The organism is Streptomyces sp. NPDC085900 (assembly GCF_044540925.1).
Taxonomy (GTDB): domain Bacteria; phylum Actinomycetota; class Actinomycetes; order Streptomycetales; family Streptomycetaceae; genus Streptomyces; species Streptomyces gilvifuscus.
This window is the reverse complement of the sequence record NZ_JBITSP010000001.1, coordinates 760,854-783,142: the sequence shown is the minus strand read 5'-3', so window position 1 is coordinate 783,142 and position 22,289 is coordinate 760,854. Positions and strand designations below refer to the sequence as shown.

At 69.9% G+C, this 22,289-nt stretch carries 19 protein-coding genes and 1 pseudogene; 6 read left to right on the top strand and 14 right to left on the bottom strand.

What is annotated here, in order from left to right; genetic code table 11:
* The first annotated feature begins 35 nt into the window (after window positions 1–35).
* Entirely contained in the window at window positions 36–806 is a 771-nt protein-coding gene (locus tag ACIGDI_RS03460) for a DUF4097 family beta strand repeat-containing protein (protein WP_399889827.1), read from the top strand.
* 81 nt (window positions 807–887) lie between these two features.
* The gene (locus tag ACIGDI_RS03455) at window positions 888–2,267 is read left to right on the top strand and encodes a hypothetical protein (RefSeq protein WP_399889825.1); all 1,380 of its coding nucleotides are present in this window, start codon (window positions 888–890) and stop codon (window positions 2,265–2,267) included.
* Window positions 2,268–2,292: 25 nt separating this feature from the next.
* Here the strand turns inward: ACIGDI_RS03455 and ACIGDI_RS03450 are convergent, their stop codons facing one another.
* Genes ACIGDI_RS03450 through ACIGDI_RS03440 form a run of 3 tightly spaced genes read right to left on the bottom strand, consistent with a single transcriptional unit; the run spans window position 2,293 to window position 6,904 of the window.
* Complete coding sequence (locus ACIGDI_RS03450) at window positions 2,293–3,453, bottom strand: amidase domain-containing protein (protein WP_399889822.1); 1,161 nt, start codon at window positions 3,451–3,453, stop codon at window positions 2,293–2,295.
* Between the two features lie 58 nt (window positions 3,454–3,511).
* Window positions 3,512–4,804 (bottom strand): hypothetical protein, encoded by a 1,293-nt coding sequence (locus ACIGDI_RS03445; RefSeq protein ID WP_399889820.1) that lies wholly within the window; start codon window positions 4,802–4,804, stop codon window positions 3,512–3,514.
* 48 nt (window positions 4,805–4,852) lie between these two features.
* Window positions 4,853–6,904 (bottom strand): transglycosylase domain-containing protein, encoded by a 2,052-nt coding sequence (locus tag ACIGDI_RS03440; RefSeq protein WP_399889817.1) that lies wholly within the window; start codon window positions 6,902–6,904, stop codon window positions 4,853–4,855.
* Window positions 6,905–7,044: 140 nt separating this feature from the next.
* Between ACIGDI_RS03440 and ACIGDI_RS03435 the strand changes: the two genes are divergently transcribed.
* A complete protein-coding gene (locus ACIGDI_RS03435) occupies window positions 7,045–7,260 on the top strand; it encodes a zinc ribbon domain-containing protein (protein WP_399889814.1) in 216 nt (71 codons plus the stop codon).
* Between the two features lie 42 nt (window positions 7,261–7,302).
* Here ACIGDI_RS03435 and ACIGDI_RS03430 read toward each other — a convergent pair whose 3' ends face one another.
* From ACIGDI_RS03430 to ACIGDI_RS03420, 3 genes are read right to left on the bottom strand one after another with little or no spacing between them, the layout of a single operon-like run.
* The gene (locus ACIGDI_RS03430; protein WP_399889811.1) at window positions 7,303–8,118 is read right to left on the bottom strand and encodes an HAD family hydrolase; all 816 of its coding nucleotides are present in this window, start codon (window positions 8,116–8,118) and stop codon (window positions 7,303–7,305) included.
* On the bottom strand, window positions 8,118–10,661 hold the full coding sequence (locus tag ACIGDI_RS03425; RefSeq protein ID WP_399889808.1) for a phosphoribosyltransferase: 2,544 nt from the start codon (window positions 10,659–10,661) through the stop codon (window positions 8,118–8,120). The genes ACIGDI_RS03430 and ACIGDI_RS03425 overlap by 1 nt, the downstream gene beginning before the upstream one ends.
* Window positions 10,662–10,681: 20 nt before the next feature.
* The gene (locus ACIGDI_RS03420; protein WP_399889805.1) at window positions 10,682–11,854 is read right to left on the bottom strand and encodes an HpcH/HpaI aldolase/citrate lyase family protein; all 1,173 of its coding nucleotides are present in this window, start codon (window positions 11,852–11,854) and stop codon (window positions 10,682–10,684) included.
* A 210-nt stretch (window positions 11,855–12,064) separates the two neighbouring features.
* Between ACIGDI_RS03420 and ACIGDI_RS03415 the strand changes: the two genes are divergently transcribed.
* Window positions 12,065–12,871, top strand: a complete 807-nt coding sequence (locus ACIGDI_RS03415) for a TerD family protein (RefSeq protein WP_399889802.1) — start codon at window positions 12,065–12,067, stop codon at window positions 12,869–12,871.
* Window positions 12,872–12,891: 20 nt separating this feature from the next.
* Here the strand turns inward: ACIGDI_RS03415 and ACIGDI_RS03410 are convergent, their stop codons facing one another.
* From ACIGDI_RS03410 to ACIGDI_RS03385, 6 genes are all read right to left on the bottom strand, one after another.
* Window positions 12,892–13,629, bottom strand: a complete 738-nt coding sequence (locus ACIGDI_RS03410; protein ID WP_399889799.1) for a Tellurium resistance — start codon at window positions 13,627–13,629, stop codon at window positions 12,892–12,894.
* Between the two features lie 115 nt (window positions 13,630–13,744).
* Window positions 13,745–14,893: a DUF475 domain-containing protein gene (locus ACIGDI_RS03405; RefSeq protein ID WP_399889796.1), complete on the bottom strand. Its 1,149-nt coding sequence runs from the start codon at window positions 14,891–14,893 to the stop codon at window positions 13,745–13,747.
* A gap of 127 nt (window positions 14,894–15,020) precedes the next feature.
* Window positions 15,021–15,596, bottom strand: coding sequence for a TerD family protein (locus tag ACIGDI_RS03400; protein ID WP_351584462.1), 576 nt, complete (start codon window positions 15,594–15,596; stop codon window positions 15,021–15,023).
* Window positions 15,597–15,717: 121 nt separating this feature from the next.
* Window positions 15,718–16,293, bottom strand: coding sequence for a TerD family protein (locus tag ACIGDI_RS03395; protein ID WP_200704551.1), 576 nt, complete (start codon window positions 16,291–16,293; stop codon window positions 15,718–15,720).
* Between the two features lie 113 nt (window positions 16,294–16,406).
* Window positions 16,407–16,865, bottom strand: coding sequence for a peroxiredoxin (locus tag ACIGDI_RS03390; RefSeq protein WP_200704550.1), 459 nt, complete (start codon window positions 16,863–16,865; stop codon window positions 16,407–16,409).
* A gap of 117 nt (window positions 16,866–16,982) precedes the next feature.
* Window positions 16,983–17,414 carry a DUF3052 domain-containing protein gene (locus ACIGDI_RS03385; RefSeq protein WP_058925542.1) on the bottom strand — a complete coding sequence of 144 codons (432 nt, stop codon included), beginning with the start codon at window positions 17,412–17,414 and terminating at the stop codon, window positions 16,983–16,985.
* Between the two features lie 371 nt (window positions 17,415–17,785).
* Here ACIGDI_RS03385 and aceE point away from each other — a divergent pair, with 371 nt between their 5' ends.
* Together aceE and ACIGDI_RS03375 are read left to right on the top strand one after the other, a co-directional pair.
* A complete protein-coding gene (gene aceE, locus ACIGDI_RS03380) occupies window positions 17,786–20,533 on the top strand; it encodes a pyruvate dehydrogenase (acetyl-transferring), homodimeric type (RefSeq protein WP_399889791.1) in 2,748 nt (915 codons plus the stop codon).
* Window positions 20,534–20,609: 76 nt separating this feature from the next.
* A complete protein-coding gene (locus ACIGDI_RS03375) occupies window positions 20,610–21,347 on the top strand; it encodes an ion channel (RefSeq protein WP_399889788.1) in 738 nt (245 codons plus the stop codon).
* 65 nt (window positions 21,348–21,412) lie between these two features.
* Here the strand turns inward: ACIGDI_RS03375 and ACIGDI_RS03370 are convergent.
* Both ACIGDI_RS03370 and ACIGDI_RS03365 read right to left on the bottom strand, forming a co-directional pair.
* Window positions 21,413–21,729: pseudogene (locus ACIGDI_RS03370) on the bottom strand (small hydrophobic protein).
* A 33-nt stretch (window positions 21,730–21,762) separates the two neighbouring features.
* Window positions 21,763–22,071 (bottom strand): small hydrophobic protein, encoded by a 309-nt coding sequence (locus ACIGDI_RS03365; protein WP_399890479.1) that lies wholly within the window; start codon window positions 22,069–22,071, stop codon window positions 21,763–21,765.
* Window positions 22,072–22,289 lie beyond the last annotated feature (218 nt).

Genomic DNA, 22,289 nt, shown 5'->3' with positions numbered 1-22,289 from the left:
GGGGCTTCGTAGGTCCGGATCAGGGGGAACTCGTCATGGTCAGTCGTAGTAATGCCGCCCGGGTGGCGCTCGGCGTCGTCGCTGTCGCGCTCGTCGGTGGGGTCACCGCCTGTGGGGCGTCCGCGGGGGACGACAAGGATCCGGATCACCGGACGTTCGCGCTGCAGGGGCGGACGCTGACCGTGGACTCCGACGACTCGGCGCTGGAGATCGTCGCCGCGGACGGGAACGCGACGGGGAAGGTGGCGGTGACCCGGTGGTTCCAGGGGAAGGTCGCCATCGGCCGGGACCCGGAGGTGACGTGGTCGATGCGCGGCGACCGGCTGGTGCTGCGGGTGAAGTGCTCGGGTGTCGTCGCCGACTGTTCGGCCAGGCACCGGATCGAGGTGCCGCGCGGGGTCGCGGTGAAGGTCCGGGACGGGGACGGGAGCGTGCGCGCGCACGGCCTCAGGGACGCGCTGAGCATCAGCACCGGCGACGGCTCCGTGCGGGTCGGCGACTGCACCGGTCCGCTGGAGGTGCACACAGGTGACGGGTCCGTGCGCGCCGAGGTCGACTCGCGCACGGTCCGGGCGGAGACCGGCGACGGGTCGGTGCACCTGGAGCTGGGTGCCGTACCGGACCTCGTGGACACCCGCAGCGGCGACGGGTCCGTGACGGTCGCGCTGCCGAGGTCCGCGTACCGGGTGGCGGCGCGGACGGGCGACGGTTCGGTGCATGTGTCCGTGCCCCGCGACGACTCCAGCTCGCATGTCGTCAGGGCCCGTTCCGACGACGGTGAAGTCACCCTGCGTACGGCGAACTGATCGGCCCGTGTGTTCGTCCTCTACGGGTGGGAGAATGAGATCGGGCACCCGCCAGGACGGATGACAGCACGGGAGAGGGATGTGACGGCGACACCTTCGCAGCCGTACTCGCCGTCGGTGCCGCGCGCACATCGCCACCGCCGCGCGCTCGCGGACACCCTCACTCTGCTCGCCCTGCCGGTCGTGGCCGCGCTCGCGCTGCCGGCCGCGTTCGCCGGCGGTGGCACCCGGCGCTGGTTCGGCGGGCGGGCCGAGTCGCAGCGGGCGGAGGCGCAGGCGGCCAAGGACGCCGCGGCGGCCGCGTTCTACGAGCTGGACACCGCCCAGCGGGATCTGCGGATCTCGATCGAGACGATCACGGCGGTGGACTCCACTCCGGCCGCGCGCCGGGCCGTGTCCGACTTCGAGGCGCTGGGCCGCCGTATCGACGAGGCGAGCCAGCGGTACATCAGCGCGGTCGACGCCCATGATCTGGACCGTGACGACCTGGAGGCGTCGGTCGCGGCGCAGGCGCGTACCGAGCTCACCCGGGCGAAGGACGAGCTGGAGAACGTCAAGCGGGAGCTGGACCGTTTCGCCGAGGGTCTCGGGCCGTTGCTGGGCAAGGCGGAGACGCAGCTGGCGCGGCTGGCCCCGGCGGTGGAGCGGGCGCGTCAGGGTCTGCTGGCCGCTTCCAACGCGCTTGACGCGGTGCGGGGTTCGGGGCTGAAGGCGGACGATCTGGCCGCCCGGCTCGCCGCCCTCGCCCCGGAGCTGACCAAGCTCAACCAGGGTGCGGGGCAGCACGGTCTGCCGCAGACGCTGGAGCGGGCGGAGCGGGTGGCGCGGGAGGCCGAGGCGATCCGGGTGGAGGCCGAGCGGCTGCCGGAGAAGGCGGCCGAGATCGACCACCGGCTGGTCTCCCTGCGTACCCGCGCGGAGGCGCTGACGACCCGGGCCGGCCAGGTGGAGCCGGTGCTGAGCGAGCTGCGGCGGCGTTTCTCGGCGGCCTGCTGGCAGGATCTGCAGCAGGTGCCCGAGCACGCGGTGGAGAACGTCCGGCAGGCGGAGACGAAGCTCAAGGAGGCGCAGGCGGCCCGGGACGCCCAGCGCTGGCCGGACGCGACGGCGCTGCTGTCGACGGTGCGGGCCCTGTTGAACACGACGGACGAGTCCGTGTCGGCGGCCCGGGAGCGCCTGCAGCGGCTGAACGCCGTGCAGAAGGATCCGCAGCAGGAGGTCGAGCGGACGCGGTTCGCGATCCGGGACGCGCAGCGGCTGGCGATGTCGGGGCGGTCGACGCCCGATCCGCGGCACGCCCGGCCGTTGGACGACTCGGTGGCGCGCCTGGACCGGGCGATCGCCTCGCTGCAGGGCCGGCACCCCGACTACTGGCACTTCCTCACGGAGACGGATGCGGTGCGCCGGACGGCGGCGAGGGTGGTCGCGCAGATCCGCGAGGAACGCGGCACCGCGCCCTAGCGGGACCTGCGCGACCGGCCCGGGCTCAGCTGCGGTAGGCGTAGTAGCCGGAGTTCGGGTAGGACGCGATCAGGCTGGACAGGGAGCGCCGGTAGGTGTCGGCGTCGTGGTACGTCACGTAGGGCACCCCGCTGCCGCTGCGGTACGTCGTCATCATCGAGTGGTCCTTCGAGCCGTCCTTGTCGAAGTCCATCTGCAGCACGTCACCGACGTCCATCTGGTACGCGTTCGCCAGCGGCGTGGTCCGCTTGGCGGTCTGGGTGAACCAGGACCATTCGTTGACGCCGATCCAGGTGTCGGAGTCGCTCGACGATCCGGAGTACCAGGTGTCGTAGTCCTCGGTGGAGGCGGTGACCTGTTTCCAGCCTCCCGCGTACAGGGACTGGCTGAGGAAGTTGGTGCAGTCGCCGCCCATGCCGTTGTAACGGCGGTAGGCGGTGTTGTAGTTCTTCCAGTACTTCTCCGCGTAGGCGGCCATCGCCGGGTAGTTGTACGGGGCCGAGGTGCCGAGGTTCTTCGGGGCCGCCGGTGCCGGGTAGGTGGTGGCCGAGCTGGGCGCGTCGATGACGGCGCCGGGGCGGGCGGTGGCCGTCGCGGCGGCGGGGGCGGGCGCGTTGACGGGGCGGGGGCCCTTGTCGGTGAGGCGTTCGCGGGTGAGCTGCCAGGTGCCGTCGGGGGCGGCGGTGAAGGTGAACCGGTGGTGGGCGGTGAAGCCGGTGGTGGCGGGTTCGTCGCCGCGTATCTTCGCGTAGGTCAGGGTGGTGGTCTCGGTGGCCCGGACGGTTGCCGTGCGGCCGTGCCGGCGGACGCTGTCGACCCTCACCCGGGTGTCGGCGTGGGTGTACGCCTCGCCGAGGGCGGCGAGGCGGGAGCGGGTGCCGTGCAGGGCGGTCAGGGCGGAGGTCTCGGACTTGGCCTGTGCGGCGGCCAGTCGGAGGCCCGTGGTGGTCTCGGCGGACGTGAGGGCCGTGCGGGAGGCGGGCCGGGTGCCCTGGACGAGGGCGTCCGTGCGGTCGGTGAGGACGGCGTCGGCGAGGCGGCCGAAGGCGTCGGTGGTGGCCGCGGTGACGGCGGGGGCGGGCGTCTGGGCCGCGTGGGCGGCGGTGACCGGGAGCAGGACGGTGGCCAGGGCCGTGGCCGTCACGGTGGTGCGACGGGCTCGGGCGCCTAACTCGTGGGGTCTCACTGGGAGTTCTCCTGGGGGGGGTGGGGGGTGGCTGCTCCAGCTGTTCGAGCCGGAACGGCTATTTCACGACCGTCGACCAGTCAGGCGACTGCGCGGGGTCCAGTCCGCGCAGGCGGGCGAGGGTCTCCGGCTTCTGCACGTCCAGCCAGTCGGCCAGTTCCTTGAAGGAGACGCACTTGACGCCCTTCTTCGTGCAGACGTTCTTGATGACCTGGTCGACGGCCTTCATGTATATGCCGCCGTTCCAGTCCTCGAAGTGGTTGCCGACGAACAGCGGGGCGCGGCTGCCGTAGTAGACGCGGTTGAAGCCGTCCATGTAGGAGGCGACGGTCTGCTGCTCCCACGCGGGGTAGTCGGCGGGGTCGCCGTCGGTCTCGCCGCCGGACTGGTTGTAGAGGAAGTTGAAGTCCATGGACAGGCCCTGGTAGTCGGCGCCCTGGTACGGCAGGAGCTGGAGGGGGAAGTCCCAGATGCCGCTCTTCTTCTCGGGCCATATCTGGAAGCCGCCGGGCGAGGAGGCGTCGTAGCGGTAGCCGTAGTCCTTGATGACCTTCAGGAGGTTCTTCTGGCCCTCCAGGCAGGGGGCTCGGCCGCCGACGACCTCCTTCTTGAAGTCGAAGGGCAGGGCGGGGATGTCCTTGAAGCCGGTGTTGGTCTTCCAGTGCTCCACGAGCGAGTAGAACTGGTCGATCTCCTGCTTCCACTCGTCGGTGGTCCAGTACTTGCCGCTGGTCTTGCTGTCGCAGAAGTGGCCGTTGAAGTGGGTGCCGATCTCGTTGCCCTCGTTGTAGGCGAGGCGGAGCTGCTCCAGGGTGGTGCGGACGTGTTCGTCCGTGGGGTAGTCGATGGCCGCGGAGCCGGGCGCGTGGAGCGGCGGGTCGTAGAGGGTCTTCTTCTCCTTGGGCAGCAGGTAGATGCCGGTGAGGAAGAAGGTCATGTGGGCGTCGTACTGCTTCGCCAGCTCGCGGTAGTGGGAGAAGAGGTGGTCGCTGCCCTCCAGGGCGCCGTCCCAGGAGAAGACGACGAACTGGGGCGGCTTCTCCCCGGGCTTGAGCGGAACGGGCTTCAGCCGGCCGCTCTGCGGGCCGGTGTAGGAGGTGGAGCCGTCGCCGAGGACCTTGGTCTTCCCGTCCCAGGAGGGTTCGGACTTCGGCTTGGCCTTCGCGGAGCGCTGTGAGGAGGCGGCGGGCTGGGGATGGTCCTGGCGGGTGAGGGCCAGGGCGCCCGCGACCAGGGAGGCCACGACGAGGAAGGCGGCGAGGGTGAGGACCTCGGGGCGGGTGGGGCGGCGGGGGGCGCGCTCTTTGCGTCGGCGGCCCTTGGCTTTTGCTCCTGGCACGGTGCGGCTCATGCGGTGCTCATTCTGCGAGGGAGTGGGGGGTGACAGGGGCTTCGGTGATCAGTCGAAGCCCATGGCGCCCGACCACACGGCGTAGGGGACGCTGTCGGTGGGTTTGCCGGCGATGCCCTTGAGCGGGAGCGGCTCCAGGGACTTGGTGAGGTCCATGCGGTAGACGACGACGGCGGTGGACAGGGTGTCGGTGTTGCCGGTGTACCAGGCGGCCTTGTCGTCGGAGGTGATTCCGGCCATTCCGCCCGCCCGCACCGCGGGGACGGTGGGGTGGGCGCGCAGCAGGTTGCTGGTCAGTGCCGAGGAGACGTCCTTGGCGACCTGGGCGTCGATGGCGCGGTGGGCGGTGGGTGTGGCCAGGGGGACCTTGGCGCCGTTCTTGGTGATGCGGCGTACCGAGTACGGCTCGGTGTGCAGGCCGTTGGCGGCGAAGGTGGCGTATCCGCTGGCCATCCGGATGGCGCTGGGTGTGGAGCTGCCGGTGGTCAGGGCGGGCACCTGGGCGCCGAGGCTGGAGGAGAGCAGTCCGGCCGCCACGGCGGTCTGGCGCACTTTGTCCAGGCCGGTGTCCATGCCGAGTTGCATGAACGGCGCGTTCACGCCCTGGGCGAGTGCGTTGCCGAGGGAGATCTGGCCGTAGGACTTGCCGTCGTCGTTGTGGGCGAGGACCCGTTTGCCGCTGCGGTCCCAGTACGGTCCCTCGGGCGTGGTGACGACGGTGCCGTCGTCGCCGTCGTAGACGGTGTCCGGGGTGACGGTGGTGGTGGGTCCGGTGCGGGTCTTGCGGATGCCGTGTTCCAGGCCGGCCGCGTAGACGAAGGGCACGAAGGCCGAGCCGGCGGGGACGGTGCTGGCGTTGGACTCGTTGTAGCCCTGCGTACGGTGGTCGGGGCCGCCGTAGACGGCGAGGATCCGTCCGTCGGTGGCGACGGAGGCGGCGCCGTAGTGGACGGTCTTCGCGGCCTTGGGGTCGTCCTTCTTCGCCTGCTTGCGGGCCTTGGCGACGGCGTCGGTGAGCCGGGTCTCCCGCTTGCGGTCGAAGGTGGTGTAGATCTGGTAGCCGCCGAGGTCGAACTGCTTGTCGGAGATGTTCGCGGACTTCTTGGCGTACTGCTGGGCGAGTTCGACCAGGTAGTCGCTCTGCTTGCCGGTGTCGTAGACGCGGGCGGTCTTGAGGGGTTCGGGGAACGTCTTGTACTGGGCGCGCTCGGCCGGGGTCAGCTTGCCGATCTTGACCATGCGGTCGAGGATCCACGACCAGCGCTCCACGGCCCGCTTGTGGTTGGCCGCGGAGAGGGTGGGGTCGTAGAGGCCCGCGCCCTTGAGCAGCGAGGCGAGGAACGCGCCCTGGCTGGCGTTGAGGTGGGAGACGTCCGTGCCGTAGTACGCCTGGGCGGCGCGCTGGATGCCGTAGGTGCCGCGGCCGAACCAGCTGGTGTTGAGGTAGCCCTCGAGGATCTGGTCCTTGCTCATGCGGTTGTCGAGCTTGAGGGCGATCATCGCCTCGGTGAACTTGCGGCTGACGGTCTGGTTCTGCGTCAGGTACACGTTCTTGACGTACTGCTGGGTGATGGTGGAGCCGCCCTCGGTGTCGCCCTGGCCGATCGTGCGGTAGAGCGCGCGGGTGATGCCCTTGAAGGAGATGCCGGGGTCGGAGTAGAAGCTCTCGTTCTCGGCGGCGAGCACGGCCCAGCGGACGTTCTCGGGTATCTCCTTGAGCGGCATCGCCTGCCGCTGCACCCAGCCGGTGCGGGCCATGGGGGTGCCGTCGGACCAGTAGAAGACGTTGTCCTGCTGGGTGGCGTAGGAGTTGAGGTTCTTGGGTATGTCCGTGGCGGCGTAGGCGACGACCAGGAACAGGCCGGTCAGGCCGATGGCTCCGAGGAAGCCGCCGAGCCACTGGCGGCCGGAGGGCAGCCAGCGCTGCCAGCCCATGCGGCCGGGGCGGGGGTAGGCGGGGCGCAGGCGGCGCAGGAAGGGGAGGGCCGGCTGGAGGCGCTCGCGCAGTACCGTCCAGGGGGTGGTTTTGGGCGCGGCGCGGCGGCGGCGCGGCCGACGGTGGTCACCCGGCCGGCCACTGCGCTGTGCTGTCCCGGTCACGGGCGAAAAATATCAATGATCTTCGCATCTTCTCCACATGCGATTGTGTTAAGAACGAGCACATATCGACCACAGGGGCACATGGTGGACTTGAGAGTTGAGTCACACCCGGGATATGGAACCATCGCTAACCTTCTCGCATGCCTCGCTATGAGTACCGCTGCCGCACCTGCGGAGACACCTTCGAAGTCAGCCGACCGATGGTCCGCTCCTCCGACCCCGCCGCCTGTCCCGCGGGCCACGAGGACACGGTGAAGCTCCTGTCGACCGTGGCCGTCGGCGGGACCGCGTCGGCACCGGCGCCCAGGGCCTCCGGCGGCGGGGGCGGCTGCTGCGGCGGAGGGTGCTGCGGCTAGGGCGGACACGCCCTCGGCCGTCCCGACGGCGCGGTGCCGCGCTCAGGACGTCGCACCGCGCGTCGCCCTCAGGAACTCCCGCAGGATGCGCTCCCCCGCCAGGACGCCGCGTTCCGGCAGCGCCACGATCTGCGGGGCCGACCAGGCGGCGTCCGCCAGTTCCCCGTGGCCCGGGCGCCAGCCCCGGTCCGCCGCCAGCAGCAGGTCGGCGTCCAGCAGCGAGTCGCCGGCGGCCAGCGTCAGCTCCGCGCCGGTCCGCCGGGCGACCTCGCGCATCGCCGCGCTCTTCGTCAGCGGCTTGGGGACGGCGTAGATCTTCCGCCCCTGCAGCGACACCGTCCAGCCACGGTTCTCCGCCCAGACCGCGAGCTCCTTGACCCACTCCTCCGGCAGCAGTTCGCGCTCGACGACCAGGTAGGCGAAGAGGTCCTCGGCGACGCGGTGCTTGCGCACCCAGAGCGGGTCGGCGTTGGCCAGCAGGTGCTCGCGCACCTCGTCCAGCGGCGCGCACTCGTCCGCCAGCCGGGCCGTCACCCGGGCGTGCCAGTCCAGGTCGGACACGCCGTCCACCATCAGGTGGCCGCCGTTGGCGCAGATCGCGTACTTCGGCGTCGGGCCCGGCAGGTTGATGCGCAGGTACTGCTTGCGGGTCCGGGTCGTCGTCGGCACGAACACCGCCGCGTCCCCGAGGTCGGTCAGCAGCGCGGCCGCGGTCTCCGTCATGAACGACAGCGGCCTGCTCTCGTGCACCTCGACGCAGAGCAGCCGGGGCGCCCGCGCGTCCGGCATGGTCAGCGCGAGGGCCGCCGGGGAGTAGATCAGCGTACGGTCGAGGTCGCTCGCCACCAGCACCGGCATCAGACGTTCACCGCCTTGCCGTCGGCGCCCGTCGCACCCCGGGTGTAGCGGGGGTGGATCAACCCCACGCAGGTGTACGGCAGTTCGCCGACCTCCTCGACGGGCACCCCTCTCTGCTCGGCCAGCAGCCGTACGTGGTCCAGGTCGGCGCCCGCCCCGGCCCGCGCCAGGATCTTCCAGGGCACCCGGCGCAGCAGCACCCGCGTGGTCTCGCCGACGCCGGGCTTGACGAGGTTCACGTCGTGGATGCCGTACTCCTCACTGATCCTCTCCACGGCCGCCCAGCCCTCCCAGGTCGGCGCGCGGTCGGCGGACAGCAGTTCCTTCGCCTGCGCGTCGACGGCCTCCGTGACCTCGGGGAAGCAGGCGGCGACGGCGTCGAGGAAGTCCACGGAGACGTCCGCCCCGGCGAGTTCGCGGTAGAACTTGGCGCCGTGGAAGTCGTGCGGACCGACCAGGTCGGCGCGCAGCACCGTGCGGGAGATCAGGCCGGAGACGGTCGAGTTGAGGCAGGCGGAGGGGATCAGGAAGTCCTCCCTGGTGCCGTACGTCCGTACGCACGAGCCCGGGTCGGCCAGCACCGCGATCTCCGGGTCGAAGCCGGTGATGCCGTCGGACGCCTCGAACTCCTCGATGGCGTCGGCGAGTTCGCGGGTGATGGCGCCCTTGCCGGTCCAGCCGTCGACGAACACGACGTCGGCGGGGTCGTGGTGGGCGGCCAGCCAGCGCAGGGCGTTGGCGTCGATGCCGCGGCCGCGGACGATGGACACGGCGTAGTGCGGCAGGTCCAGGCCGTGCCGGAACTGCGCCCAGCGGCGCATCAGCACGCCCACGGGGGTGCCCGCGCGGGCGAGCGAGACGAGGACCGGGCGAGGCGACCGCTCGGCGAGCACGAGCTCGGTGACGGCGCCGACGGCCTGCGCGATCCGGGTGGCCGTCGTCCCCAGCGCCGCGTGGAACAGCTCCTGGTACTGCTCGCTGGGCTGGTACTCGACCGGCAGCGACTCCGCGTAGTGCGCGCCGCCGCTCTGGATGGCCTCCTCCCGCTCCTCGGTCGGCGCCTCCAGCGTCACGTCCGAGAGGTCCTGCAGCAGCCAGCCGACCTCCTCGGGCGCGTACGAGGAGAAGGCGGGGCCGCGTAGGGGCTCGGGCAGCATGGATGGCCTTTCGGGGACGTACGAGGGCACGACCGCGAGCAGTACGTGCGGGGTGTGGACGGCGAGCTGGGCCAACAGTCCGTCGGGAGCGTGCAGTTCGGGGGTGTCGGCGGCCGAGTCGACCACGGCGACGACCGCGTCGAATCCGGCGCCGGCCACGTTGTAGGCGTAGCGCTCGCCGGGGCCGTCGGCGGGGTCGTCGTGGGCGGGGAAGGTGATCCGGCTGCGTATCGCGTAACCGGGGTCGTCGACGGCGAGGACGGGCGAGCGGGTGGTGGTCGAGTATCGCACCTCGGCCTCGACGACCTGCTCCAGCTCGCGGGCCAGGCGCAGGGGGGCGTACATCAGCTCCTCGAACCCGAGGACATGCACGCGCCGGGCCCCCTCGGGCAGTGCGTCGGCCAGGCGGGCGACCATGGCGGGCAGGGCGGCCTCGAGGCGGGTCCGATGCGCGGGGGTGAACCCGTGCCGGCCGCCGTCGGGGAGGTCGCGGGGCCAGATGAGGTCCACTCGCCTGACGGCCGGGTGCGGGTGGGAGGGGGCTGGTCGCGCAGTTCCCCGCGCCCCTTGAGGGGCGCTCCCGTGAACGCCGTGAAGGGGCGCGGGGAACTGCGCGACCGGCCCCGACGCGCCCGCAGCCGACGAACCACCCGGCGCGGCGCCCTCCGCCTCGTACCGCGCCACCAGTTCCCGCCCCTTCTCCAGCACCCCCTCCGGCAGCCGTACCGTCCCCGAGGCCGCTGCCACCAGGTCGACCCTGGCGCCTATCTCCCGCGCGAACTCCTCCAGCCGCCCCGCGTCGGCCGCCGAGCGCATGTCGACCAGGGCCACCACCACGTACCGGCGCCGCGGGTACCTCGCGTGGAGATCCCGCACGGTGTTGAGCACCGTGTTGCCCGTGGAGAACTCGTCGTCGACCAGGACCAGGGGGCCGTCCCCGGCCAGCAGCGTGGGGTTCTCCGGCAGCAGGAGGTGCGAGGTGGCGTGGGAGTGGGACTCCTCGAAGCCGCCCGCCGCCGTCACACCGGCGACCGGGCGGCGGGTGGAGTGCAGGTAGGGGGCGGAGCCGATGCCGTCCGCGACGGAGTGGCCCAGCCCGGTCGCCGTCTCCGCGTACCCGAGGACCACCGCCTCGCCGGCCTCCTCGGTGCCCAGCAGCTCCCGCACCCTGCGGCCCAGGGCGAACCCGTAGCCGTAGACCACCGAGGGCGACTGCGGTACGTGCTTGCCCAGCACGTTGGAGACGAGCAGATGCGCCCGCTTGGGGTTGCGGCGCAGCGCCAGCCCCAGCAGGTCGGTGAGCTCGTCGTCGCCCATGAGTTCGAGCCCGAGCCGCTGGGCGACCCAGGTCCCGGACCACACCCCGTCGTTCACTGCGTTGATCATGATTCCCTGGTCGTTGAGGTTCAGCCGGGTATGCCGGCGGCGAGCAGATCCACGAAACTGACGTCCTCGCGCGCGACGCCGAAGACCTCGGCCCGCAGCATGGTCCGCTCAGCCCAGGCGCGGTGCGGCTTCACCTCGTTCATCTTGTTCGTGTAGGACGACCTGAGCACTCCCCCGCCGCCCCGCTCGGGCCGCAGGATGTCCGCGGCGTCGCTGAACTCCTCGTGGCTGACCACGGACAGCGCGTGCACGGGCAGGACATGGGTGGGGTGGATGCAGGTCTTGCCCAGCAGGCCGTTGGCCTGGTCGAGCGAGATCTCCCGCAGCAGACCGTCCATGGCGTGCTCGATCAGTCTCTCGCGCAGTTCGACGGCCTGCCCCTCCAGGAACGGGCTGGTGCGCAGCAGCGGCTTGAACATGCGCTCCGGGACGCGGAAGTACTCCCACACCGGCCCGGTCACGGTGAACCCGGTGCCGTCGGCGCGGCCCAGCATGTTGACCACGTCGGCGATCACGGAGGCGATGATCTGGACGTCGTAGGCGGTCATGTCGGGGGCCCGGCGCAGGCCGTAGGAGGAGCAGAAGTCGGTCACGCCGAGGCGCAGCGCGAGCACGCGGTGGCGGTACTTCTCCACGGAGCGGGCGATGCCCTCCAGGGCGTCCACGCGCGTCTCGCGGTACATCAGCTCGGGCGTCTCCAGCACCGGCATCCCGAACAGCCGCCGCCCGCTCGTGGCCTCGGCGCCAGCGAGGGCCTCCAGGAAGGGGATGCCGCGCTCCTCGGTGAACTTCGGGAAGACGAAGCCGGACAGCAGCCGGACGGTCGCGCCGAGTCGTCGCACCAGGTCGGGGATCTGCTCGGGCGTGCGCACCCGGATGAACAGCAGCGGCACACCGGCGCCCGCGGCGGCCCGCGCGTCCAGCTCGGCGAACTGGCGTACGAGGTTCTCCTCGCCCGCCACCACGTCGGCGTCGTCGATGGAGTCCTCCAGGCACAGCACCATGGAGACCACGCCGAGGCCCGCCTGCTTGACGATGTCGTCGGCGAGCCGCGGCCGGGTGGCGGGGCTGTACAGCGTGGCACCGAGGGCCGCGGAGAGCGTGCGGGCCGGGGAGTCCGTGCCGAACTCGCAGGGCTGCTGGTGGAAGAGGCGCCCGCGCACCTCCGGGGCGATGTGCCCGAAATGACGCATGGAACTCCCCCGTGACGCAGGACAAGGATGTGGATTCGGCAAACGAGTGGCCGGTAATAGTACGTACAAACCCGTGTCAGGGGTTCCCGCAGGGCATGAATTTCTGGTAACCGGGCCATGTCGACGGCGATTCCACACATGACCGGCACGCCCCAGGGGACCCCACACCCCACGTTGTCGTGACCAGGACCGAGAGGGCAGGATGACCGCATGACGCACGCGATGCTGAAGGGGTCGAACGTCCCGCTCGAGACCACCACGGTGCGGGCGGTGCTGCGCTGGACGCCCGGGCAGGGGGTCCCGGATGTCGACGCCTCGGCGCTGCTCCTCGGTCCCGACGGTCGTGTGCGCTCCGACGAGGACTTCGTCTTCTACAACCAGCCCAGGCACCCCTCCGGGAAGATCTGGTGGCTCGGCAAGAAGCGCCTCGCCGATGGTCCCACCGACACGATCCAGACGGATCTGGCCGGAGTCGAGAGCGATGTCAGCCGGATTCTTCTGGTCGCGTCGGCGGAGGACGTCCCCTTCGGCCGCGTCCCGGGCCTGCGCATCCTGCTGTACGACGCCCGGACCGCCGACGGCGAGCCGCTGATCTCCTTCGACATCAAGCCCGAGACGGGCGGCGAGACGGCGCTGATCTGCGGCGAGCTCTACCGCCGCGACGACACGTGGAAGTTCCGTGCCCTCGGCGAGGGCTACACGGACGGCCTGAAGGGCCTGGCCACGGACTACGGCATCTCGGTCGACGAGTCGGAGCCGGAGCCCGCGCGGCCCCAGCCGGCGGCCACCTCCCCCGCCCAGCCGCTGCCTCCGGAACAGCCCACGGCCGTCCCCTCCCAGCCGGCCTACGGCTACCCGCAGCCGGCCCCCGCGACCCAGCCGGCGTACGGCTACCCGCAGCCCGCCCCGGCGACGGCGGGCGCCCAGACCGGCTACGGCTATCCGCCCCAGGTCACCACGCTCCCGAACCCGGACTTCCGGCTCCCGCCGCAGGGCCCGCAGTTCATCGGACGCTAGGGCGGGGCACCGGGGGGCGGTCAGCGCTCGGCTTTCGCTTTGTAGCCCCGCCCCCACTGCAGGCCCCACCCGTACAGGCGGTCCAGCTCGGCCTGGAACCCGTAGACGAACTTCACCTCGCGCCGGACGACGAGTTCGCCCTTCACGTTCTCGATCATCACCACCGCGCACGAGCGGGCCTGCGGATGGCGCTCGTCGAGGTGGATCTCGATGCGGGGCCCGTTGCTCGGGTACAGCGTCACGATCGCGTGCGTGCGGTCGAACGCCGGCGTCTGGTCGTAGATGTACACGAACACCAGCAGCCGCTTGATGGCGTCCCGGTGGTCGAGGTTGACGTACATCGTCTCTCCGGACGCCGACCCGAACCGGTCGTCGCCGCTGAGCTTGATGTACGGCGGCGCGTTGACGTCGCCGAGATAGCCGCCGAGGGGCTGGACGACCCCCTTGGTGCCGTCGGTCAGCTCGTACAGGCAGCCCAGGTCGAGGTCGACGTTGACCATGCTCTGGCTGTGCCCCATGACCTCCGGCGGCCTCAGCCCCTTGAAGGGGTGCCGCAGCAGGGACTCCCGCTGCGAGCCGCCTATGTCGGACGTGCGCATCCGCCAGCTCAGGTTGACCCGCAGATGCCCGGTCGCCGCTCCCTGTTTGGTGAGGGAGACCTGGTGGTGCCGTTTGGTCAGCTCGATGGAGTTCGTGGCCGCGCTGCCGGAGTCGAAGTCCGCCGTACGCGAGCCCAGCAGGCCGTCGAAGAAACCCATTCCCGCCCCCACGTCTCACCTGGAACGACCGGCCGCGAAAGGGCCGGTCGACATGACCGACGGGGCGGCCGGAGACCGGCCGCCCCGCTCAGAGCGTTCCTCACCCGAGGGCGCGTCACACCCCGGACGAGACCTCAGTCTTCTCGTCCGAGCCCTCGGCTTTTCCCTCCGCGGCCGCGAGTGCGCGGTTGCGGCGAACGGAGGACCAGAAGGACCAGGCGATCAGGATGACGCCGACCAGTCCGGTGACGACCTCGTTGATCTCGTACTGGATGGTGACCATGAGGATCACGGCCAGGGCGCCGATCGCGTAGTGGGCGCCGTGCTCCAGGTAGACGTAGTCGTCGAGGGTGCCCTGGCGCACCAGGTAGACCGTCAGCGAACGGACGTACATCGCGCCGATACCCAGACCCAGCGCCATCAGAACGATGTCGTTGGTGATGGCGAACGCGCCGATCACACCGTCGAAGGAGAAGGACGCGTCCAGGACCTCCAGGTAGAGGAACATGAAGAACGCGGCCTGGCCGGCCAGCACCACCGCCGACTTGGGCTTGCCCTCGCGCTCGGCGCGCTCCTCCTCCTCGTGCTCGCGCTCCTCCTCTTCCTCCAGCTTGTCCTCGAAGTAGCCGGACAGGCCGCCGACGATCATGTAGGTGATCAGGCCCGCGATGCCGGAGATCAGCACCGTCTGCGCCTTGTCGGCGTGCGCGCCGCCGTGCTGGTGGGCGTGGGTGGCGAAGGTGAAGGAGGTGATCAGCAGGACGATCAGGGCGATGCAGACCGACAGCATGTCGACCTTGCCGAGCTTGGCCAGCGGGCGCTCGATCCAGCGCAGCCACTGGATGTCGCGGTCCTCGAAGATGAAGTCGAGGAAGATCATCAGCAGGAACATGCCACCGAAGGCGGCGATGGCCGGGTGGGCGTCGGTGACCAGCTGCTGGTACTGGTCCTTGTCGGTCAGTGCCAGGTTGACGGCGTCGATCGGGTTCTTCTTGGCGGTGACCGCCACGATGACGACCGGGAAGACCAGCCGCATGCCGAAGACCGCGATGAGCACGCCGACCGTGAGGAAGATCTTCTGCCAGAAGGCGTTCATCTTCTTCAGGATCCCGGCGTTGACCACCGCGTTGTCGAAGGACAGCGAGATCTCCAGGACGGAGAGGATCGCCACGATGCCGAAGGCCTCCCACCCCCCGTAGAAGACCGCAGCGACCAGGCCGAGCGCGGTGACCGCGAACGACCAGCCGAAGGTTTTCAGAAGCACTGGCTACCCAATCCGTACGTGTACGGGTTTCCCCCGTGCCGCACTCGGCTTTACGAAACTTTGAAGCCGAAGTCTAGTCGGCACCCCTCCGTACCCCACCCTGCCCCGGTCTTTTGCTCATATCGCGTTATGAGACGTTGACCCCGAAGTCCAGGGCGATGCCCCGCAGTCCGGAGGCGTATCCCTGGCCGACCGCCCGGAACTTCCACTCGCCCTGGTAGCGGTAGACCTCGCCGAAGATCATGGCGGTTTCCGTGCTGGCGTCCTCGCTGAGGTCGTAGCGGGCGAGCTCCTGCCCGTCGGCCTGGTTGACGACCCGGATGAAGGCGTTGCTGACCTGGCCGAACGTCTGGCCCCGCTCGTCGGCCATGTGGATCGAGACCGGGAAGACGATCTTGTCGCACTGGGCGGGCACCTTGGAGAGGTCGATCAGGATCGACTCGTCGTCGCCCTCGCCCTCACCGGTGAGGTTGTCGCCGGTGTGCTCCACCGAGCCGTCGGGGCTCTTGAGCTGGTTGTAGAAGATGAACCACTCGTCGCCCAGCACCCGGCCGCCGCTGCACAGCAGGGCGCTGGCGTCGAGGTCGAAGTCGGCTCCGGTGGTGGAGCGAGCGTCCCAGCCGAGCCCGATCATCACCTGCGTGAGATTGGGTGCGGCCTTGGACAGGGAGACGTTGCCCCCCTTGGCGAGCGTGACGCCCATGATGCTGGTCCTCCCCGAGATGGTGCGTGTTTGGTTGTCGTGCGCTCCCCCGGAGGGGGCACCCGCCGGCGCCGCACGCGAACGGTGCGGCGCCGGCGGGTGAGAGCCGTCGAGGCGTCGCTCAGACGTTGACGCCGAAGTCCTGCGCGATGCCCCGCAGGCCCGAGGCGTAGCCCTGGCCGATGGCGCGGAACTTCCACTCCGCGCCGTTGCGGTACAGCTCGCCGAAGACCATGGCGGTCTCCGTGGAGGCGTCCTCGCTGAGGTCGTACCGGGCGATCTCCTGTCCGCCGGCCTGGTTGACGACGCGGATGAACGCGTTGCGGACCTGGCCGAAGGACTGCTGGCGGTTCTCGGCGTCGTAGATCGAGACCGGGAAGACGATCTTGTCGACGTCCGCGGGGACGCCCGCGAGGTTGACCTTGATCTGCTCGTCGTCGCCCTCGCCCTCACCGGTGAGGTTGTCACCGGTGTGCTCCACCGAGCCGTCGGGGCTCTTGAGGTTGTTGAAGAAGACGAAGTTCTGGTCGTTGCCGACCTTGCCGGAGTTGTTCAGCAGCAGTGCGCTGGCGTCGAGGTCGAAGTCCGTGCCGGTCGTGGTGCGGACGTCCCACCCCAGACCGACGATGACCGCGGTCAGGCCCGGGGCCTCCTTGGTCAGGGATACGTTGCCGCCCTTGCTGAGGCTGACTCCCACGAGTCCTCCATTGGTGTCCAGGGGCGGGGAGCCCCGCCGTGCGTTTGACATCGGATCAACGAATCGATCCTAGTGACGGGTTCCCGTCCCACGCAGGCCCTGGGACCTGACAATCACAGGGTGTCGAGCGCCTTCACGTACTCGCCGAGGTCGCGCGCGTCCGGCAGGGCGTTGACGACGGTCCAGCGCACGACGCCCTCCTTGTCGATGACGAAGGTGCCGCGCACCGCGCAGCCCTTGTCCTCGGCGAAGACGCCGTAGGCGCGGGAGACCTCGCCGTGCGGCCAGAAGTCGCTCAGCAGCGGGTACTCGAGGCCCTCCTGCTCGGCGAAGACGCGCAGGGTGTGGATGGAGTCGTTGGAGACGGCGAGCACCTGCGTGTCGCGGCCCTCGAACTTCGGCAGGTTGTCGCGCACCTCGCACAGCTCCCCGGTGCACACGCCGGTGAAGGCGAAGGGGTAGAAGAGCAGGACCACGTTCTTCTCGCCGCGGAAGTCGGAGAGCTTCACGGCGCGGCCGTGGTTGTCCTTGAGCTCGAAGTCGGGGGCCTTGTCGCCGACCTGGATCGCCATCGAAGTACGTCCCTTTCCGTGGGGCTGTTCGGGTGGTTCCACCCTACGCAGCGCACCCGGAGGGCCGACGGACGGGCCGAGGAGTCCCGGCCCGTCCCGACGGGGTTGCTTCTGGGGCTACTTCTTGGACTTGGCCGCCTTGGGCGTCACCAGCCGGCTGCCGCTCCAGTCCTTGCCCACGCTGACGCTCTTGGAGGCGGACAGCCCCGCCGTCGTCGCGGCTTCGGAGATGTCGCTCGGCTCCACGTAGCCGTCACGGCCGGTCTTCGGCGTGAGGAGCAGGATCGAGCCGCCTTCTTCGATGTACGTGGTGGCATCCACCAGCGCATCCGTCAGGTCGCCGTCCTCGTCGCGGAACCAGAGCACCACGGCATCTGCGACGTCGTCGTAGTCCTCGTCCACCAGGTCGCTGCCGATGACTTCCTCGATGGACTCGCGGAGTTCCTGGTCTACGTCGTCGTCGTAGCCGATCTCCTGGACCACCTGCTCGGGCTGGAACCCCAGCCTTACGGCAGGGCTCGTCTCCGCGTGGTCCGCGGTCGCGCTCACGGGTTGCCTCCTGATCATGTCTTGGAACGGGGGTCCCCCCTCGGGGGGAGTTCAGCCACGCGCGTGCGCGAAGCGTTGGCCGTAGTCCACACGGGCGGGACGGATCGCGCAAGTACCCGGCCGTTCAGACCGCCGAAACGGTGACGTTCCTGGCCGTGTCACCCCAACTCCGTGCACGCCGCCCACGTCCCGAGTGACCTACACCACACCTTTGTGCCCCCTTTGCGGCATTGGGAACCCGGGCACGCAGGCGGGCGCCCTGGTTACCCCCCAGTAGAGATGACGTTTGCTTTCCCGAGGTCCACGATGGGGAACGGTGCAGGCATACCGAAAAGCAGCTCAAAACAGCCCTCTGACAGGTAAGGAACAGCGTGGCTTCCGGATCCGATCGCAACCCGATCATCATTGGCGGCCTTCCGAGTCAGGTTCCTGACTTCGACCCCGAGGAAACCCAGGAGTGGCTCGACTCCCTCGACGCCGCCGTCGACGAGCGGGGCCGGGAGCGGGCCCGCTATCTGATGTTGCGGCTGATCGAGCGGGCCCGCGAGAAGCGCGTGGCCGTGCCGGAGATGCGCAGCACGGACTACGTGAACACCATCCCCACCAAGAGCGAGCCGTTCTTCCCGGGCAACGAGGAGATCGAGCGCAAGGTCCTCAACGCCACGCGCTGGAACGCCGCGGTGATGGTCTCCCGCGCCCAGCGTCCCGGCATCGGGGTCGGCGGCCACATCGCCACCTTCGCCTCCTCGGCGTCCCTCTACGACGTCGGCTTCAACCACTTCTTCCGCGGCAAGGACGACGGTCTCGGCGGCGACCAGGTCTTCTTCCAGGGGCACGCCTCTCCCGGCATCTACGCGCGCGCGTACCTGCTCGACCGGCTGACCGAGGAGCAGCTGGACGGCTTCCGCCAGGAGAAGTCGAGGTATCCGAACGGGCTGTCCAGCTACCCGCACCCGCGGTCGATGCCGGACTTCTGGGAGTTCCCGACCGTCTCGATGGGCCTCGGCCCGATCGGCGCGATCTACCAGGCGCGGATGAACCGCTACATGCACGCGCGCGGGATCGCCGACACCTCGAAGTCGCACGTGTGGGCGTTCCTCGGCGACGGCGAGATGGACGAGCCCGAGTCGCTGGGCCAGCTGTCCATCGCCGCCCGCGAGGGCCTGGACAACCTGACCTTCGTCGTCAACTGCAACCTGCAGCGCCTCGACGGCCCGGTCCGCGGCAACGGCAAGATCATCCAGGAGCTGGAGTCGGTCTTCCGGGGCGCCGGCTGGAACGTGATCAAGCTGATCTGGGACCGTACCTGGGACCCGCTGCTCGCCCAGGACCGCGACGGCATCCTCGTCAACAAGATGAACACCACGCCGGACGGGCAGTTCCAGACGTACGCGACCGAGTCCGGCGCCTACATCCGTGATCACTTCTTCGGCGACGACCAGCGGCTGCGCGCGATGGTCGAGAACATGACCGACGACCAGATCCTGCACCTGGGCCGCGGCGGTCACGACCACAAGAAGATCTACGCGGCGTTCAAGGCGGCCAAGGAGCACAAGGGCCAGCCCACGGTCATCCTGGCGAAGACCATCAAGGGCTGGACGCTGGGCCCGAACTTCGAGGGCCGCAACGCCACGCACCAGATGAAGAAGCTGACGGTCGACGACCTCAAGCGCTTCCGGGACCGGCTGCACCTGCCGATCTCCGACAAGGAGCTGGAGTCCGGCCTGCCGCCGTACTACCACCCGGGCCGGAACTCGGAAGAGATCCAGTACATGCACGACCAGCGCAAGCAGTGCGGCGGGTACGTCCCGACGCGTGTCGTGCGCTCCAAGCCGCTGCCGTTGCCGGACGACAAGACGTACGCGAGCGTGAAGAAGGGCTCCGGTCAGCAGTCGATCGCGACGACCATGGCCTTCGTCCGGCTGCTCAAGGACCTCATGCGGGACAAGGAGTTCGGCAAGCGGTTCGTGCTGATCGCGCCGGACGAGTACCGCACCTTCGGGATGGACTCGTTCTTCCCGAGTGCGAAGATCTACAACCCGCTGGGCCAGCAGTACGAGTCCGTGGACCGCGAGCTGCTCCTGGCCTACAAGGAGTCGCCGACCGGGCAGATGCTGCACGACGGCATCTCGGAGGCGGGCTGCACGGCCTCCCTCATCGCGGCGGGTTCGGCGTACGCGACGCACGGCGAACCGCTGATCCCGGTCTACGTCTTCTACTCGATGTTCGGCTTCCAGCGCACGGGTGACCAGTTCTGGCAGATGGCCGACCAGCTGGCGCGCGGTTTCGTACTGGGTGCGACCGCCGGACGTACGACGCTGACCGGTGAGGGTCTGCAGCACGCCGACGGCCACTCGCAGCTGCTCGCCTCGACCAACCCGGGGTGTGTCGCCTACGACCCGGCGTACTCGTACGAGATCGCGTACATCGTGCAGGACGGTCTGCGGCGGATGTACGGCGGCTCGGAGGAGCACCCGCACGGCGAGGACGTCTTCTACTACCTGACCGTCTACAACGAGCCCATCCAGCACCCGGCCGAGCCGGAGAACGTGGACGTCGAGGGCATCCTCAAGGGCGTCCACCGCCTCTCCGAGGGCCCCTCCGGGTCGATCCCCGCGCAGATCATGGCGTCCGGTGTGGCGGTGCCGTGGGCGGTGGAGGCGCAGAGGATCCTCGCCGAGGAGTGGAACGTCAAGGCGGACGTCTGGTCGGCGACCTCCTGGAACGAGCTGCGGCGCGAGGCCGTGGCGTGCGAGGAGCACAACCTGCTGCACCCCGAGGAGGAGCAGCGGGTGCCGTACGTGACGCGGAAGCTGTCGGGGGCGCAGGGGCCGTTCGTGGCGGTGTCCGACTGGATGCGGTCGGTTCCGGACCAGATCGCGCGGTGGGTGCCGGGGACGTACCAGTCGCTGGGTGCCGACGGCTTCGGCTTCGCGGACACGCGGGGTGCGGCGCGGCGGTTCTTCCACATCGACGCGCAGTCGATCGTAGTGGCGGTGCTGACGGAGCTGGCCAAGGAGGGCAAGGTCGACCGGTCGGTGCTGAAGCAGGCGATCGACCGGTACCAGCTGCTGGACGCGTCCGCGGCGGACCCGGGAGTCGCGGGCGGCGACGCGTAGCTCGCGCCGGTGTCGAACGGTGAGGGGCGGCGGGCTGTGGTCCCGCCGCCCCTCACCGTTTCCTTACGATGCGGGCATGGAGCGACAAACGGCGCAGGCGCGCTGGGAACAACGCACGCAGCGGCCCCTGCTGGCGCTGACCGTGCTGTTCGCCGTCGCGTACGCCGTGCCGATCGTGGATCACTCGGCGGGCCACGCGCTGACGCAGGTGTGCACCGTGATCGAGTGGGTGGTGTGGGGGGCCTTCGCCGCGGACTACCTGGCACGGCTGGTGCTCGCGCAGCAGCGCAAGGAGTTCGTGCGCCGGCACTGGCTGGACCTGTGCGCGGTCGTGCTGCCGATCCTGCAGCCGCTGCGGCTGCTGCGGATGGTCGCGACGCTGCTGCTGGTGGGGCGGCGGGCCCGGATGGCCAACCAGATCAGGCTGACGACGTACGTCGGCGGGGCGGTCGTCGGGCTGCTGATGTTCGGCTCGCTGGCCGTGCTCTCGGTCGAGCGCGACTCGCCGGACGGGAACATCCGGACGCTGGGTGACGCGCTGTGGTGGTCGTTCACGACCATGACGACCGTCGGATACGGCGACCACGCTCCGACCACCGGGCTGGGCCGCATGATCGCCGTCGGGCTGATGCTGTCCGGCATCGCGCTGCTCGGTGTGGTCACCGCGAACATCGCCGCCTGGTTCCTGGCCCGCTTCGAGAAGGACGACGCGGAGGAACAACGCCAGACGGAGGCCATCGAGGCTCTCACGCAGGAGGTCCGGGCCCTCAGAGCCGAGGTGGCGGCACTGAAAGAGGTCTCGGACAGGCTCTGAAGCCCCACGGCGTGGGTGGACCCCCGGCCCATCAAACCGGGGGTCCCTCCCTCACTCGCCCCGGGTCAGAACAGACCGTTGCCCGGGGTCGCCGCTCCTGCCAGCCATACGATGGCCAGGAGCGTGTCGATGGCGCCCAGCACGAAGGCGACCAGAGCCGGCACCGGGCGGCTGCCCGCCCAGCTGCGGCCCATGGCGAGCCAACCGCAGACGACCGCGACGGGACCGAGGATGATCCCCAGCACGAAGAACCCGGCGACCGCGCAGATACGACCTCTATGGGGGACACCCCCAGACCCCCGGCGATGATCCCGAGCGTCGCGCGATCCGGCCCTGTGCGGGACTGCGGAGCCGCCACGGCGTGGGTGGACCCCCGGCCCATCAAACCGGGGGTCCCTCCCTCACTCGCCCCGGGTCAGAACAGACCGTTGCCCGGGGTCGCCGCTCCTGCCAGCCATACGATGGCCAGGAGCGTGTCGATGGCGCCCAGCACGAAGGCGACCAGAGCCGGCACCGGGCGGCTGCCCGCCCAGCTGCGGCCCATGGCGAGCCAACCGCAGACGACCGCGACGGGACCGAGGATGATCCCCAGCACGAAGAACCCGGCGACCGCGCAGATGACTCCGATGATCCCGAGCGTCGCGCGATCCGGCCCGGTCCGTGACCACGTCCGGCCACGTGAGCGGGGGTACCTGCGCGTTCCATTTCCGAAGCCCGCCATCATCAACTCCCTGAACCCCGGGGTCTGTTCGGGGTTCAAACAAGCGGGTACCCCCGGTACGGCTCCTAATCACCGGCCGATTCATCGGTCTGTCGGCGCGCTGTCCCCCTCCGGCAGCGCGCCGCAGCACCGGTCACCCCCTGCGGAGGGCTTGACCCACTGTGACCTGCGGCGTGCGTCGAAGGGGAGGAATCTTTAGCGTCTTCACCCTGATAGGGGAA

Excerpts from the sequence above, each read along its gene's own strand:
- ACIGDI_RS03460 (WP_399889827.1), top strand. The coding sequence starts at position 36 with ATGGTCAGTCGTAGTAATGCCGCCCGGGTGGCGCTCGGCGTCGTCGCT.
- ACIGDI_RS03445 (WP_399889820.1), bottom strand. The coding sequence starts at position 4,804 with ATGAGCCGCACCGTGCCAGGAGCAAAAGCCAAGGGCCGCCGACGCAAA.
- ACIGDI_RS03435 (WP_399889814.1), top strand. The coding sequence starts at position 7,045 with ATGCCTCGCTATGAGTACCGCTGCCGCACCTGCGGAGACACCTTCGAA.
- ACIGDI_RS03430 (WP_399889811.1), bottom strand. The coding sequence starts at position 8,118 with ATGCCGGTGCTGGTGGCGAGCGACCTCGACCGTACGCTGATCTACTCC.
- ACIGDI_RS03425 (WP_399889808.1), bottom strand. The coding sequence starts at position 10,661 with ATGATCAACGCAGTGAACGACGGGGTGTGGTCCGGGACCTGGGTCGCC.
- ACIGDI_RS03420 (WP_399889805.1), bottom strand. The coding sequence starts at position 11,854 with ATGCGTCATTTCGGGCACATCGCCCCGGAGGTGCGCGGGCGCCTCTTC.
- ACIGDI_RS03415 (WP_399889802.1), top strand. The coding sequence starts at position 12,065 with ATGACGCACGCGATGCTGAAGGGGTCGAACGTCCCGCTCGAGACCACC.
- ACIGDI_RS03410 (WP_399889799.1), bottom strand. The coding sequence starts at position 13,629 with ATGGGTTTCTTCGACGGCCTGCTGGGCTCGCGTACGGCGGACTTCGAC.
- ACIGDI_RS03400 (WP_351584462.1), bottom strand. The coding sequence starts at position 15,596 with ATGGGCGTCACGCTCGCCAAGGGGGGCAACGTCTCCCTGTCCAAGGCC.
- ACIGDI_RS03390 (WP_200704550.1), bottom strand. The coding sequence starts at position 16,865 with ATGGCGATCCAGGTCGGCGACAAGGCCCCCGACTTCGAGCTCAAGGAC.
- ACIGDI_RS03375 (WP_399889788.1), top strand. The coding sequence starts at position 20,610 with ATGGAGCGACAAACGGCGCAGGCGCGCTGGGAACAACGCACGCAGCGG.
- ACIGDI_RS03365 (WP_399890479.1), bottom strand. The coding sequence starts at position 22,071 with ATGATGGCGGGCTTCGGAAATGGAACGCGCAGGTACCCCCGCTCACGT.